Origin of the sequence: Methanospirillum lacunae, from assembly GCF_003173355.1 — an archaeon.
Lineage (GTDB): Archaea > Halobacteriota > Methanomicrobia > Methanomicrobiales > Methanospirillaceae > Methanospirillum > Methanospirillum lacunae.
The window spans coordinates 48,048-62,382 of the sequence record NZ_QGMY01000001.1 but is presented as its reverse complement, the minus strand read 5'-3'; the positions used below and the strand labels follow the sequence as shown (position 1 = coordinate 62,382).

Here is a 14,335-nt window from a genome sequence, read left to right as displayed (position 1 = left end):
ACGATTGGCATTAATATATATAATTAATTGATAATTTACGTTGTGAATATGAAAGGCTATGAAAAAGTAAATTTGTTTTCAATTCTTGGGATAGGTAAAAAATTAGATTTTATTGAGAAGAAACAAAGTAATCCAAACCTGTTGAATGACCTGCTTTTCGATTAATAAATAGTAAGAACTCATTTGTTTATCCAAAATACGATTTAAATGTCCTTCTCGTTTCCATACAACGCTTCCTTCAATATCTCCTTAATGAAATTATTCTTCCCACTCAGATACCTGTCGATATCATGCGGATATAACCTTGCCAACCCCTGTTTTATTCTTTCATATTCCCTGGAAGCATCAGGATGTGACCGGAGATAATCCCGAAAGGCGATATGCTCACGATATCCTTTGCTATCTGTTGGACAGACATACAAGTGATAGGGCATGAATCCATCGTCAAATCTTCGTTTGAATGCTTCCCGTCCTTCTATTCCAAGGTTTCCCTCATGATCAAATCCTGCATGATTAAGGCGTTCTATTATAGCCGGAAAACAGGTCATATCCTCAATAACCACATCAATATCGATAATGGGTTTTGCTCTCAAACCGGGAACTGAAGTACTCCCTACGTGCTCAATCCCGATGATAAGATCTCCGATATGCCCTGATATCATCGCTTTGATCTTTGAAAATTCCTCTTCCCACCTGGGATCTGCCTGGACTATTGTTATTGTTCTCATATCTGTGAAATGTACCAATAATTTCTCATTATGATATAATTAAGATATATATGAGGATTTAGCGGCCGAACATTCAACCGGGAAAGCCTGTTGATTGATTGGGATATCATGGTAAACCTGACATCGAGAGGGTATATCGATTGTTAAAGTCCTGATGAGGAAAAAGTTCACCGCTGTCTCTCGAGAAAACTCAATATTGTGTACCTGCATAAAGTTTTTCTGAACGAAGGTAAATCCCATTGATATGAAAGTGAACGTACTTCTTGTGCTGGGTGTATTTCTTGTACTGGGGATTGGGCCAGTCTGTGCTGATTCTCCCATGAATCTGACCGGAAAGTGGATTCAACAAACGATTGAAGGTTTCAGATATTCAGGAGAATCCTTGAACTCTTCAGCTACTGATGACTATTGGACTCTCACTCAGAATGGTAACCTTGTTTCAGGAACGAACTATTTTAATGACTCCACAAAACTGGTTCAGGAACCGGTGGCTGGTAGTATCAGTCCTGATGAAAAAATAGTATATATTGTTGATTCAAGTGGAGGAACCTATATCGCACATATCACAGATGAGGATACCCTTATGGTTAATTATATCAATACCGGGACTAAAAAAGCAGAATCAAACTATGCCTTTGCATTATACCAGGTTCTAAAACGGGAAAAGTAAGTACTTTCCTTTTAAATCACGATTTTTCCCGATAACAGTCTACAAAAAAAGAAATCCCTATTTTCTACGTGTGAGTATTCATATGTACGAATGGTATCCTTTGTTTATTTGGGGTAAACTTTGCGAATAAACGATTGGCAATATCATTACATAAAAGCTTCTCATCCCCGTCAGCTGCTGTCTATCATTTTCAAACCCGGTTTATTGTAGAGCGAGAATTCACATCAAATCAATACATTTCAGGTTTATGCCACTTAATGATCATGAACCAGCAAGTAGATAAAGTATTATCTGAATGTTCATGTATGAACCAGTATACATTTTTGATTCTGGGCATTCTTGCATTGATGATGACAGTATCAATTGTCTCTGCAAATCCTCCCAGTGATTTGAACCTGACATATGACAAATCTTCAGGAAATCTCTCTGCAACATTCACACACCCGGTTGCAGATTCTACGACACATTATGTAAAAAATGTAAAAGTTACTATGGATGGCAAAGAAGTACTCAATGAAAATTATACCTCACAGCCAACAGTGGACGTTTTCACGTACGTATATCCTATTAATGCATCAGCAGGTTCGGTCATTGATGTAATCGGACAGTGTAATATATTCGGATCTAAGGAAAGCTCCATAACAGTATAGATTTAGGTCATTATTCCAGGCCTTCTTTTTTCGGATGATCAGTCTTAATGTGTTTACTGTATTGTCAGATATAAAACGATGTATAACTGATTTTAAATAAAAATATTCGTATATCCTCCCGATTATACCCAAGAATGATTGGTTAAAGAATTGTCAGGAATGTAAATACATCATCTCCCATCATTTCATTGATACCTATGGATGACTTAATCCATCATATCATCCTATGGTTGCCAGGTTGATCACTAATGGCTGTCTATGAACCGATAACGAAGGTAAACCCTGAGCATATCACAAACGATGTATTTGGTATACTACTGATCTACCTTCAGTCTGGTATCCTACTTTTTTGATATCTGGGCAACAAATAACCCTAAAAAACCTTGAGAGATATGAGATACCGGTATAGATCACATCGATAACCGGAATAGGTGTAGAACTTATACTGTGAATATCAGAAATCAGTATTCTAAATAATAGATCCCGGAAATCCGGGATCAGGGTGAGGTAAAGGGGGAAAAATTGAGATTTAATTTATCTTAATGGAATATGATTGATCTTTGGTTTTTGGCTCCTTTTTTAGGATGTTTAACTCCAATACGCCATCTTTCATAGTTCCCTGACTTTTGTCCGGGCACACTTCCTCAGGGAAACTGACTTCTCGCCTCCACACAGAAGAATATCTTTCACGATGGAGGTAATTTGTATCTGAATTTTCTGTTGAAGATTCCTTTTGTGCTTGAATTTGAAGCCTGTTTGCAGTAATATTTACTTCAACATCTTCTTTAGACATTCCCGGAAGTTCAACCTGAACTCTATAATGGTCTCCTTCATCGACAAGATCTAATGGGGCAAATTTCACCGGATGGAAATCCATCATCTCACGGGGAAAGAACTCAACCGGGAAATATGGTTTCATTAAATTATCAAATGACTGACGAAAATCATTGAAGATAGAGTCAAAATCATCAACGAAGTCGATTCTTCGATCCCTCATGGATATCGCAGATCCAGGTCTTGAGGGAGTAATTTCTGTTCCTTTTTCTTTTTTGAATAGGCTCATAGGTAATCCCTCCTATGTATACTTTAAGTTAGTGTTTAATAATATATAAAATTTATTGGTGATGGGATAACGACTCCGTCTTATCGGGAGTCATTCGGAGTTCATCAATAATTGTCCCATAATTGAATGAAACATCTTCTTTTCAAAAAAAACTAGATTAATTGTCTTTAATTAAACAGGGATTATCTCTCCCCATGTTGCATTCACTATGTGAAAGGAAATGCGGTATACATTTTCTTTTCCTGACCAGAATGATAAAATTTTCTTTATATATATTTCGAACAGCCCGGGTTACAGTAGGACTTGTCACTCCGAGCTTGTCTGCAAGTTCTCTTCGTGTAATCCCGGGGCATTCACTGACCTGGTGAAAAATTCTCCCTGAAAGTCCTGACGAATAACGGGAGTACAATTCCTTATCTTCTATGGAATACGCATGGTGACTCTCAAAAAAATGATGTGATTTTCCCGATTCATATGCAGTAATGCATCGTTTTTTTCTATTCTGGCGATATGATATCGAAGAGTACTCTCATTGACTTTTAAATGTTGCCCAAGCTTTGAAAAACTTATCCCTGGATTATCACAGACAATCTGAAAAATTTTCTGCCTGATCTCATGCTCAAGAATATTATCTGAAGCAATTCTCCGGTAACCCCTGAACTGTTCTCTGATAACCCGATCTCACTGGTTTAGAGCATCAAAAAAAGAGATCCAGATCTCGTAATATGAGGTGATTTGATCATCAGGGAGTGTCGGTTCATCAGCATATGATTTTAATCAGTCTTGTGTTTCTCCCTCAACGCTTGTATTCAACACATGAGTATCTACCGGATGGCAGCAACCGTAGATGATATGACTATGATGAAAAATTAAAATGAATTAAGTACTTACCGGTGTCATCATCACACGACCGGCATATGGAAGAATTATCATGGCAATCCTCACAAAATAGTTTATAAATGGAACATGAGGCATTTCAAACATGTTTTTTAGATTACCTGATATCTTTGGTAACCATATTGTGAGAAATAATTACATGGATAATTATAGCATTTCAGGAAATGTATGTTGGGTCAGAGGATTATATCCTGTTTAACTCCTTATTGTAAATCTGCTCATATTATGAGTTATAGTAACTGAAACACGATTTATCTCTTCAATAACATGCTCAATCTGGGACACAATCGCAAGGGCCTCTTCACTCGTTGCTGACGAGTTTATCGCCTGCTTTGCAGTCTCGTTGACAAGTGTACTCATATCGCTTACACTGGCAGTAATCTCCTCAAATGATGCAGCCTGTTCCTCTGAAGCACTTGCCACGGTCTCCATATTCTCTTTGATCGTCTCCACAGATCCTGAAAGATTATGAAACGCCTGCAATGTCTCTTTCAGGGCTTTGTCTCCTGTATCAACAGCGGTTTGCGACTCAGCCATAGCCTTTGCCGCTTCTTCGCCCCTGCTCTGCAACTTTGCTATCATCTCGTTGATGTTTTCTGCAGATCTTCGTGAATCCTGGGCAAGTGACTTAACTTCTGAAGCAACCACAGCAAACCCTCTCCCTGCATCTCCGGCCCGTGCAGCCTCAATAGCGGCATTAAGAGCGAGCAGATTTGTCTGGCTGGCAATATTTGTGATCAGGTTCACAATCTTCCCGATTTCATGCATCTCTTTCTGAATCTCGGCAATCAGGGTGTTTGCAGTGTTACTGGTCCGTGTAATGTCTTTCATCCCTTTTTCTGCATTACTGGCGCTGAGAATACCACCCTGTGCCATTTCATCTGCTGATTTTGTCAGTTGTGCCACCCTTTCGGTGTTCACAGAGACCTCACTGATATTCCTGGTGAGATCCTCCATGGCCTGAAGCACCTGATCAATTCCCTGCTGGCTTCTCTCTGCATTTTCCTGCGTTCTTTCAGCAGTCTCTGCAATCAGGGACGCACCGCTACTGACATCAGCAACCCCTGATGATGCAGTCTTTGCATTTTCAGTCAGATCTTTCATCTGTAGCAGGACTACTTTCAGCAGATCTGAAATATCTGAACCAATTCTGTCAAGTGCATCCCGCAATGGTATGAGATCTCCTTTGATCCGGCATGAACTGTCGATCGTCGTACTGAAGTCACCTTTAGCATAGCTTCCTGCAATACGGTTTATCTCTGAAATGACATCCTGCATCTGGATTCCAATACCGTTTAGTGAATCCCTGAATGGTATAAATTCTCCAGATAGCCCTAGTTTTGAATTAACACGAGCAGAAAAGTCACACTCTGCGTAATGCTTGCATATGCGGGAAGTCTCCCTGATTGGCCAGGTAAAGTGATCAAGGGTGGTGTTAATCCCTGCCATTATCTCCCTAAAATCACCCTGGTGTTTATCCAGGTCACTCCTCGTATCGAGCATTCCATTCACCGCTGCGGCGGCCATAAGATTTGCATCTGATATTAACCGTTTAATCGATTCGATACATGTGTTCAGATTGTTTTTAATCTCGTTGAAGTCACCTTCATATGTATCGGTGATAAGTGGGGGCATATCACCTTTCGAGATACGATGTACATATTCTGCAGCAACCTCCAGGGGATTTATCACTGAATCAAGAGTATTGTTGATCCCTTCTACGATTGCCCTGAAATCTCCCTTATGTTGCGAGGCATCAGCACGAACAGAAAATTTTCCTTTCACCGCAGCCTCACTAAGTACAACAGTATCCCAGACCATAGCATTCACAGCTTCGATACATGTGTTCAGGTTATTTTTTATCTCATTGAAATCTCCCTCGTATGTCTCCTCTATCGTCGTTGGGATGTCACCAACTGCAATCCGGGCAAGATAGTCTGCAGTGATCTTAAATGGTCCAATGATAGAATCAAGGGTATTGTTTATTCCCTCTACAATAAGCCCAAAGTCTCCCCGGTGCTCTGTCGGATCCACACGAACTGATAAATTACCTTTCACTGCAGCTTCGCTCAGCAGTACTGTATCCCATACAAGAGAATTTATAGCCTCTATACACTGATTGAGACTTGTTTTCACAGTATTAAGATCCCCGGGATATTCATCCGATATTGGAGGTGGGATATCACCATTTGATATTCTGCCTACAAGATCAGTTGTTGTCTGCAGGGGAGTTACAACCGAATCAAGGGTTGAGTTGATATTTTCAATAACATAACGGAATTTCCCCTGATGCCTTGTTGTATCTACTCTGGCGCTGAGTTGACCCTCTGCCACTGATGTAGAAAGCTGTGTCGTATCATCAATCAGAGTTTTTATTGATTTTCGGGTTTTTTCTACCGACTCTACAACTCTGGTCAGATGAGTCATTGTCCCCTGTGTATCATTGTCTGCTTGAGGTATGGCTAGAGAAAAGTCTGTATCTCCTAAAGCAAGGGCATTAAGTCCCTCTGATACAGCCTGCAACGAGTGTTCAAGGAAAGTGTTTTTCTTTTCAAGTCCAGTCAGATCTTTTACCCATTCTTCTATTTCAGATTCGGTTGCAAGTAAACATCTCTTACCTCTAAACTGAATCTGATGAAGTGTGACTTCACATAAAATCTGACCTGATTGCAATGATATAAACGACCAGTCAAATGTGACTTTCTCACCAGAATGAGCCCTGCTCATAAATTGACTAAACTGTTCATGAGATGAACTGTTGTCAGGTTGTCTACTCGGAGAGATTATGGATACAGGTTTTTCCAGGATCATCTCCAGGTTTTCTCCACCAAAGAGGTCAAGTGTTGCCTTATTACAATAACTAAAAATTCCGTTGTCAATTACCTGGATGGCATAGGGGATCTCGTCAAGTAGGGTCAGAATATCTGAAATTTCTTCATTAGAGAACGGGTTTTCACTCATGATTCCTCTGATATAGTACAAGGCAGGCGTTTGATATCGTCTGAATTCTAGTTCAGGCACCGTGTATGGATTATTCTATACATCAGATCTTCATTAAAGAGGTAGTAGAAAGAGAATGGATAAGAATCGTTTTAATCTCTTTCAGAATCCTCCTTCGAATTTGATACATCTGGTTTTTTAAAAATCTCGATAAAATGAGGAAAAATTACTCCAGACCCCGAGTGTTCATACATGTAATACATCTGATTAATGGTAATTAATTAAAAAAAAAGGACGCGCGTTTATGTGATCATAAATTTAATGTTAAAGTTTTTTAATCGTATGTGGTTTAAATTTGAGTGATAAATAAGGACATTTATATGTGGGATATAATTAAGATGTCGATTGTCTGGATGATACAATAAGATTGGGATTTATTGAAAAAACCTCGCGGTTTTAATGTAATATTAATTCCCCAAAAAAAATTTGTTATTGTCCACGTTTGATCTTTAGCCCTACGATCAGCATCTCTATCGATGCAGTAAGTTCTCCAATCTCATCGTCAGACGCTTCTGGCAGACTTGCATCAAAATCACCTGATGTCACCCGGTCTGCAACATCCTTAAGTTGTTTGATGGGCTTAGTAATGGTGTTGGCAACAATAATCGTTGCAATAATGGCGATTATCAGCATCACAAGCAGGATGGCAAGCATATTTGTCGGAATCATCTGCTTCTGAATCGCAGTCATATCAAACTTTATACCAGCGGTAGCGATCGGCTTTCCATTTGCATCATGAAGCGGATATGTGACATCAATGATGGGTTTTCCGTCTTCAGTATTATAAATAACATTGTACTTATCGATCTTAATAGCATCAAGGTCCTCTGGATCAGACTCCTTGTGGACAATTGTTGGGTCGTTACTCGCAAGTCTCCAGTACCCGCTTTCCGTTATTCCTTCCGGAGCCCTTCCATGAATACTGAACTCGTAAACTCCCATATCTGCAGCTATTAATTTATTTACCAGATTCTGGGCCTCATTATCCAGTTGTTCTTCACTATCTACTGATGTATCAAGAGTCTTGGCAATACTTACTGCCCTCTCTTCATACAGGGTTATCATGTTTGACTTTTCCCGTTGTGCATCAAAAGATGCGGAAATGGTCATGATAACTCCAAAAATCAGTATTATTGAGACAAAGCATAAGAGCATTTTTGGTAATATCTTCATCTGTCTCACCCCGTGATAGTATCAAATTCTTTGGCTTTTTCTTCACCAAAGAATGCCGCAACCTTTTCCCTGCACTTCTTTACACAATCCTCTTCACCCATGTTTGACACGAGTTTAGCAGAAGCAGGACCGAATAAGCTGCCCATAAGCTCCTGACATTTCTCTTTCTTTGTCATACCCAGAACCTCACTCCCAAGGCTGCACGATGCCCGGACAGGGTATTTTTCATGGGTATCCCATCCAGCATTCAGGTGCCTAGCAGTATACTGTAATGAAGGGTATTATTTAAAAAGATTGGTACAGAGTAAGAAAGAAAAATCGTGGTTCTTTTATTTCGTTTTATGGGTAAAGGGCATGATTTCATACATATTCTCACTTCCCCCCGTACTTCCTGACATGCTCCCATCCATGGAAAAGATCTGTATCAGACCCCGGTTCATAGATCCCGGTATTCCCCCGGTGGAAGACTCTCCGGTCTTCTCCGATGGGACAGACTTTGATGCAGATTCCACATGGTGAAATATACCTCTTATTGAGAGATGCACTCTGTGTTGTGCAGGCCGGTTTGTCTGTGAGAACGAGGGGATAGTCTCCTTCTTTAAGTGCATTTGCCGGACATAAGCTAACACACTTGTTGCAATGTATGCAGAGTTCATCTTCAACAAGAGGATCAGATGGAATCAGTGCAGTTGTAAAGATTGATCCAAACCTGATTCTCGGTCCGAACTCCCTTGTGAGCACCATGTTGTTCACCCCGAATCTCCCAAGGCCGGCAAGAACTGCTGCATGACGGTGTGAGAAAAATGCGACCGGATTCTTCTGCAGCACTTCAATGCTCCCGTATCCGTCTCTAGGAACAAAAACTGATGGAAAACCTGCACGAGATAGAAGGGATGCCAGCTGAACTGTATATTGATCGAGTAGGGAGTTGACAGTCTTATAGAGTTCGTGATACCAGATTGAAGGGGAGGTCTCAAGCACCGGAAGGGCAACAGGCAGCCCGATTACAATGACACTTCGTGTTTCAGGAAGAATATGATGTGGGTAGAAATCAGCCGGAATCCAGGGTTCAAAGAGTGGCTGTTCCCATCTGTTGGATGCAGCATATCCGACGAGCGGGATATTTTTTTCTGTACAAAATGAAGAAACAATATCTTTAAGATCAACATTCATCCGAACTGGACCGTGAAGTTACAACCTGATGAGACCGAGAAGGTATCATTTACCATAATCTCATACCATTTTTCAGGGAGAAGTTTTGTTCCGTTGATATACGTCCCATTTGTGGAGTTTTCGTCTTTTACCAGCCACTTTCCATTTGTGTATTTAAACGATGCATGATTGCGGGAGACTGCACTGTACTGGTTTAATATTCTGCCCCCAATTGCTTCACGCCCTATTGTATCTCCATGATGGATGGTGATGATCTGACCTGGTGACATTACAAGCAAAAGAGGAGCAACCTCTCTGATTGTTTTATCCTGATCAAATTGAGGTTTACCCATGAATATGATGTGCGACTTTCGTCCTGTTGCCTGACTCATGGGCTTTGTAGGGGAATTTCCTGTAACTGGTCGTTTTTTGGTGAGATCAGTGAAGCATCTCTGGCATATTATCTCGGTAGGTGGGTTGGCCATCCCGCATACATCACAAATCTTCTTCAGTGTCATATCTGTGCCAAATAACGCGAAAATTTTATTTTTATGTACCTTTCTGGTGAGAGGAGCAGATAGTGCCACCAGACATATGTTTTGGTATGTAATACTTCATCTCATCAGTATTGAGCATTGTGTTGTCTTGGTTCAGGCTAATCCAGCACGAATGCTTCAATTATCCAGAATCAGAACCCGATAATCTGAACCAGGGATCGATTCGGCGAATCATCGTACTAACATTACCTGCTCGTTCTGTCTGATTCATCCTGGAGAGTGCCAGGTACTGATGATATAGGATATTAGGATCTCTTGTGGTATTCGCTTTTACTGCTTGAGAGCAGAGGTCGAGTGCGGTTTCATCATCTCCGATATAGTGAAAGTACATTCCTGCACACTGATCAAGGAACTGGGCAACCTTAGAGAATTTGCTCATCCCCTGAAGAAATATGCCGATTCCTTTTTCTATCTCACCCTTTAGGACATAGGCAACAGCCAGGTTTGTCCGGTATGCAGGTTGCATCTTCTGTGTATCGGCTGCTGTTCTGAAAGCTGTGATCGCCTCTTCATAATTCCCAAGCAGGGCAGCGATGATTCCCTTCCTGTTTCTGATAACCGACTCCTCTCCACCAAGGTTGTATGCCCGTTCATACCATTCTGCTGCCTCCATAAACCGTTCAATCTGACCGGGAACGACTCTTTCTATATCCCAGAGATCAAGGTAAAGAGAGCTGACTCTCCATTTCAGTAAATGTCCGGTGACCTCATGTACATCTTTCAGCGATCCATATCGATCATCACCTGCCCGTCTCAATGCATCGCCATACTGAATACAGAGTTCAATGGAATTTCGGCCTCCATTTACTGCACTTTTTAGTGATTCCAATGCAGGAGTAAAAAATCCGAGCGAGAGAAGAATCTTACCCTGCTTCTCTAGAAAAAGGAAGTTTTGGGGATCCGTTCCAAGAATTTTATTAATAGAGCGTAAGGCAGGACCAAACTCCTTTATTGCGAGATGTGCATCAGCCTTTATTTTTATTGTCCATTCATCTTCTGGTTCACTTTCAAGAGCCAGGTCAAGATACTTGATGGCATCTCTGACCTTTCCGGTTACAAGGAGTAAATATGCCTTCAGGCGATATACCTGTGGATCAGCGATTCCTGATTCTAATATGGGTTTTATAACCTCTTCTGCCTCACTGGTCTTTTTGAGTTTTATCTGGCAGCGTGCAAGAGATATCCTGGCTGCGTTATCTTTCGGACATATTCTGATGTACTGTTCATATGCAGTCATCGCTTCCCCGATATTACCGATTGAAAAGAGAGTATCAGCCATTTTTCGAAGTAGTTCCGGGTTATCAGGATCTCTGCCCAATGCCTCATCATAAGTCTCAAGTACCTGGGTCTGGGTCTTCTGCGAACCTGAAAGTTTCATCATGTCGTTGAGGAGTCCCTTGTGATCTTTTTTGAATGTCAGACCTTTCAAAAAAGCCTGTTTTGCATCTTCTGTCCTCCCTGTCCAGATATGACATTTGCCAAGGATCTGCCAGACATCCGGGTCATGAGATGACAGGAGATCTGGATGTGAAAAAAAGAACTCCGCCTCTTTTACCCGTCCTATTTGTGCTAAAGCGCACCCACGCATAACTAATCCCTGAATGCGAAACATATCAGTCTCAACTAGGCGTTCAGCTACTGATATTGCCAGAGGCAGGGCGTTATCTCCTCTTAAACTAAAAAACTGGCTCTGCCAGAATTCAGGTGTCTCTCTCCAGGGATCAGAAGAGATTGAATAGAGATTTTTCTCATACTCCATCCTCATCCGTTTGTAGAGTTTGAACCTGAACATCCCTTTCTTTTTACTGAAGAGAAGACTGATCACTCTGATATCTGTGGTTGCTGCCTTTTTCAGGCACGGAGAGACAAATTCAAAGAGTTCTGCTTCTTCTGCTGCTGATGCGAGGGCAACAAGGAGATCGGGTTCACATGAATCTGACTGGAGAGCATGTTTGCAGGCATTTTTTAGTTCATCACGGATCCTGACAGAATCAACATCGTATCCATTCTTTGAAAAGAGATTCCTGATCTCCGCAAGACGGAGTACAGCCTTTGTGTCCCACTCTTCAGGACTACCGAGTTCCTCACGTTCTTTGAGAATACTGAGGTAATCATAGAGTTGCTTTTTTTCATCTGTTCCCCTGGGATTTGATAAGAGCCATGCAAACATCTGCGAGATCTGCGATGTCCCATCATGAACTCCGGTGATTTCGGAAAAAGTCAGGTAAATCCTGTTAAGTTCACCTGAAAAGAGCATCGAGATGATTCTCTTCTCTCGTTCATCGTTCTGGTGTCTCATGTACCTGTCAAGGTAACTTGTAATGCTTGAAACATCGAGCGGCTTTCCGAGAAATGCAAACTGAACCGATGGGTTGTATCGTGCAGCAAGGAAGATGAGCCGTTCATCCTCGTCAGGATACTGCTCTCCAAGTTTTTCTATCTCAACAGCTTTGCCGTACTGCTCTGTCTTCTCAAGCCACCGGTTCAGATATCCTCTTCCGATATGCCGCTTTGCATCATCCCATGCTTCGGGATCCGAGATTAATGCATATGAGATATCCTGCAGGCTGCCATAATATTCTCCCCTGAATTCATACTGATTCTTTCTGTTACCTGAAGAGAATTCAACCTCATAGAAAACCGGTATATTCTGCCTGCCTGCAAGCCATGCTGAAACCTCTCTGTATCCCCACCGCCTGCGTGGGTTTCTTGTCAGAAGTCCTTTTAGCAGGTTTGCAGTTTTTGGATGAATGTCTGATGGGATCTGGATCCCCCGTGTTGAGAGGGTAGCAAGGATGACATTATGGTTCATCCCGTCAAAGGGGTGTTTGTGCGTGAAGATCTCAAGTGCTATCACGCCCAGAGCCCAGTAATCAGCCTCCTTTCCTACAATATTGCCCAGTTGTTCAGGTGCCCAGTACATCGGGGTTCCTTTCGTACTTGTTACCTGTCTGGAAAATTCATTCTGCAGAAGCGTTGATATCCCGAAGTCGATGAGGATCAGGTTCAGTGGTCGCAGACTTCGTATCAGGATGTTTGATGGTTTGAGATCAAGATGGAGAATTCCTGACTGGTGAAGGGATTCAAGACCCTCTGTTATCTCTCCGATAATGCTCCTGAACTGACTCATCCCGATGGTTTGGTTCCTGATAAGATCCTTGAGTGATCCATTTCCAGCGTACTCCTGGATCTCATACCAACGGTTTGTGGCTTCATCAAATCCATATGAGTGAATCCGTACCAGGTGACGGGGATTCTTATGTGATATTGCAGCAACTGTCTCAAGAACATCAGGTTTTGGCTCTATACCGAGCCGGTAATGTTTCAGAACTCCATAACCGGAATCCTTGTGGATAAGCCAGATATCAGCTTCTCCTCCTGCAGCAGGAAACTGCCTTATAAGGCGGTATCCCCTGAATTCACCACTGATAGGCTCTGGCTCGGCATATTCTGCAATATCCCTCGAGATGACCTTTTCTTTCCTGATATCAGGATTCAACCCTTCTCTGATGGTTGGTGGATCTTCTGGGGGTGATGTCATGTAACTGGTGATATCTGGATGAGAATTGCAGAGATATTATCTGATGCCTTTCTCGCTATTGCGGCGCCCAGGAGTTTTTCACAGAATTCGTACCCTTTAAACCGCTGGTAAATAAGTTCGAGTTCATCGTGTGAAAAACACCCCCATATCCCATCACAACAAATAAAAAAAACATCAGACATCCTTACCGGAATTTTCGTAAAAAAGAGTTTGACTGAGTTCGGGTTTCCATCACCCGATACCGACGAGGTGACTACGTTTCTTCTCGGATGGTACCTCATCTCATCCTCATTAATGATCCCTTCCTCGAAGAGAACCTGGACTACCGAGTGATCCTTGGTAATCTGTTCGAAATAGTTGCCATTGATCCGATACACCCTACAGTCTCCGGCGTTGAATACAATCGCTGAATCACCAAAGATGGAGATCCCGGCAAGAGTGCAGCCTAAATTTACTGCATCTGGGTTGTCAAGTGCATACTTTTCCAGTAATTCCTTTCCTTCAGCAATGGCAAATCCGAGTGATTCCTCATTATCAATCGCTTTTTCCTGGTTTCTGAGAGCAGAGAGAACAAGATTGCTGGCAACCTCTCCTTTTTCAGAACCACCAATCCCGTCTGCGACACAGCAGATGATATCTTTCCCTGTCATCTGATGAGAGAGTGGCTTGTCCATGGATCTGTCCGATATCACTAAATCATCAACTAGAAGGCTGTCCTCATTGTTTGCCCTTATCCCCCCGTTATGAGTAAAAAAGGAGAGATCGATATTGTGATACGATTCAGGTTTACTCCTTTGGTCCGTCATCAATATTCCCGGCTTTGGATCGGTGACATTCCCATATCTTTCAGTATGGAGTAGTCAGTTTTGTACTGATTGACGTATTGTATGGTAAGGGTTTAAAG

At 41.7% G+C, this 14,335-nt stretch carries 13 protein-coding genes; 2 read left to right on the top strand and 11 right to left on the bottom strand.

The window, feature by feature from the left end; translation table 11 throughout:
• Positions 1–203 precede the first annotated feature (203 nt).
• Entirely contained in the window at positions 204–728 is a 525-nt protein-coding gene (locus tag DK846_RS00285) for a GrpB family protein (protein WP_181391549.1), read from the bottom strand.
• 244 nt (positions 729–972) lie between these two features.
• Here DK846_RS00285 and DK846_RS00280 point away from each other — a divergent pair, with 244 nt between their 5' ends.
• Together DK846_RS00280 and DK846_RS00275 are read left to right on the top strand one after the other, a co-directional pair.
• A complete protein-coding gene (locus DK846_RS00280; protein ID WP_109966923.1) occupies positions 973–1,398 on the top strand; it encodes a hypothetical protein in 426 nt (141 codons plus the stop codon).
• A gap of 305 nt (positions 1,399–1,703) precedes the next feature.
• A complete protein-coding gene (locus DK846_RS00275; protein WP_146201081.1) occupies positions 1,704–2,048 on the top strand; it encodes a hypothetical protein in 345 nt (114 codons plus the stop codon).
• A gap of 529 nt (positions 2,049–2,577) precedes the next feature.
• On the opposite strand, the gene DK846_RS00270 is transcribed toward DK846_RS00275, so the two are convergent.
• The 10 genes from DK846_RS00270 to DK846_RS00230 all read right to left on the bottom strand — a co-directional run bounded on the left by DK846_RS00270 (position 2,578) and on the right by DK846_RS00230 (position 14,237).
• On the bottom strand, positions 2,578–3,111 hold the full coding sequence (locus DK846_RS00270) for an Hsp20/alpha crystallin family protein (RefSeq protein ID WP_109966921.1): 534 nt from the start codon (positions 3,109–3,111) through the stop codon (positions 2,578–2,580).
• Positions 3,112–3,268: 157 nt separating this feature from the next.
• Positions 3,269–3,520 (bottom strand): winged helix-turn-helix transcriptional regulator, encoded by a 252-nt coding sequence (locus DK846_RS18230; RefSeq protein ID WP_181391548.1) that lies wholly within the window; start codon positions 3,518–3,520, stop codon positions 3,269–3,271.
• An 11-nt stretch (positions 3,521–3,531) separates the two neighbouring features.
• The gene (locus DK846_RS18225) at positions 3,532–3,723 is read right to left on the bottom strand and encodes a winged helix-turn-helix transcriptional regulator (protein ID WP_394339591.1); all 192 of its coding nucleotides are present in this window, start codon (positions 3,721–3,723) and stop codon (positions 3,532–3,534) included.
• Positions 3,724–4,203: 480 nt separating this feature from the next.
• On the bottom strand, positions 4,204–6,969 hold the full coding sequence (locus DK846_RS00255; RefSeq protein WP_109966919.1) for a methyl-accepting chemotaxis protein: 2,766 nt from the start codon (positions 6,967–6,969) through the stop codon (positions 4,204–4,206).
• A gap of 468 nt (positions 6,970–7,437) precedes the next feature.
• Positions 7,438–8,118 (bottom strand): HAMP domain-containing protein, encoded by a 681-nt coding sequence (locus DK846_RS00250; protein ID WP_181391547.1) that lies wholly within the window; start codon positions 8,116–8,118, stop codon positions 7,438–7,440.
• Positions 8,119–8,186: 68 nt separating this feature from the next.
• A complete protein-coding gene (locus DK846_RS17485; protein WP_181391546.1) occupies positions 8,187–8,357 on the bottom strand; it encodes a hypothetical protein in 171 nt (56 codons plus the stop codon).
• A 196-nt stretch (positions 8,358–8,553) separates the two neighbouring features.
• Positions 8,554–9,354 carry a 4Fe-4S binding protein gene (locus DK846_RS00245; RefSeq protein ID WP_109966917.1) on the bottom strand — a complete coding sequence of 267 codons (801 nt, stop codon included), beginning with the start codon at positions 9,352–9,354 and terminating at the stop codon, positions 8,554–8,556.
• Complete coding sequence (locus DK846_RS00240) at positions 9,351–9,851, bottom strand: FHA domain-containing protein (RefSeq protein ID WP_146201080.1); 501 nt, start codon at positions 9,849–9,851, stop codon at positions 9,351–9,353. The genes DK846_RS00245 and DK846_RS00240 overlap by 4 nt, the downstream gene beginning before the upstream one ends.
• A gap of 160 nt (positions 9,852–10,011) precedes the next feature.
• Entirely contained in the window at positions 10,012–13,431 is a 3,420-nt protein-coding gene (locus tag DK846_RS00235; protein ID WP_109966915.1) for a serine/threonine-protein kinase, read from the bottom strand.
• Entirely contained in the window at positions 13,428–14,237 is an 810-nt protein-coding gene (locus DK846_RS00230) for a PP2C family protein-serine/threonine phosphatase (protein ID WP_109966914.1), read from the bottom strand. The genes DK846_RS00235 and DK846_RS00230 overlap by 4 nt, the downstream gene beginning before the upstream one ends.
• Positions 14,238–14,335: the final 98 nt, after the last annotated feature.

What these genes read in the sequence shown, in the direction of transcription:
- DK846_RS00245 (WP_109966917.1), bottom strand. Translation starts at nt 9,354, where the DNA reads ATGAATGTTGATCTTAAAGATATTGTTTCTTCATTTTGTACAGAAAAA.
- DK846_RS00275 (WP_146201081.1), top strand. Translation starts at nt 1,704, where the DNA reads ATGAACCAGTATACATTTTTGATTCTGGGCATTCTTGCATTGATGATG.
- DK846_RS00250 (WP_181391547.1), bottom strand. Translation starts at nt 8,118, where the DNA reads ATGACCATTTCCGCATCTTTTGATGCACAACGGGAAAAGTCAAACATG.
- DK846_RS00235 (WP_109966915.1), bottom strand. Translation starts at nt 13,431, where the DNA reads ATGACATCACCCCCAGAAGATCCACCAACCATCAGAGAAGGGTTGAAT.
- DK846_RS00285 (WP_181391549.1), bottom strand. Translation starts at nt 728, where the DNA reads ATGAGAACAATAACAATAGTCCAGGCAGATCCCAGGTGGGAAGAGGAA.
- DK846_RS00270 (WP_109966921.1), bottom strand. Translation starts at nt 3,111, where the DNA reads ATGAGCCTATTCAAAAAAGAAAAAGGAACAGAAATTACTCCCTCAAGA.
- DK846_RS00230 (WP_109966914.1), bottom strand. Translation starts at nt 14,237, where the DNA reads ATGACGGACCAAAGGAGTAAACCTGAATCGTATCACAATATCGATCTC.
- DK846_RS17485 (WP_181391546.1), bottom strand. Translation starts at nt 8,357, where the DNA reads ATGACAAAGAAAGAGAAATGTCAGGAGCTTATGGGCAGCTTATTCGGT.
- DK846_RS00280 (WP_109966923.1), top strand. Translation starts at nt 973, where the DNA reads ATGAAAGTGAACGTACTTCTTGTGCTGGGTGTATTTCTTGTACTGGGG.
- DK846_RS00255 (WP_109966919.1), bottom strand. Translation starts at nt 6,969, where the DNA reads ATGAGTGAAAACCCGTTCTCTAATGAAGAAATTTCAGATATTCTGACC.
- DK846_RS00240 (WP_146201080.1), bottom strand. Translation starts at nt 9,851, where the DNA reads ATGACACTGAAGAAGATTTGTGATGTATGCGGGATGGCCAACCCACCT.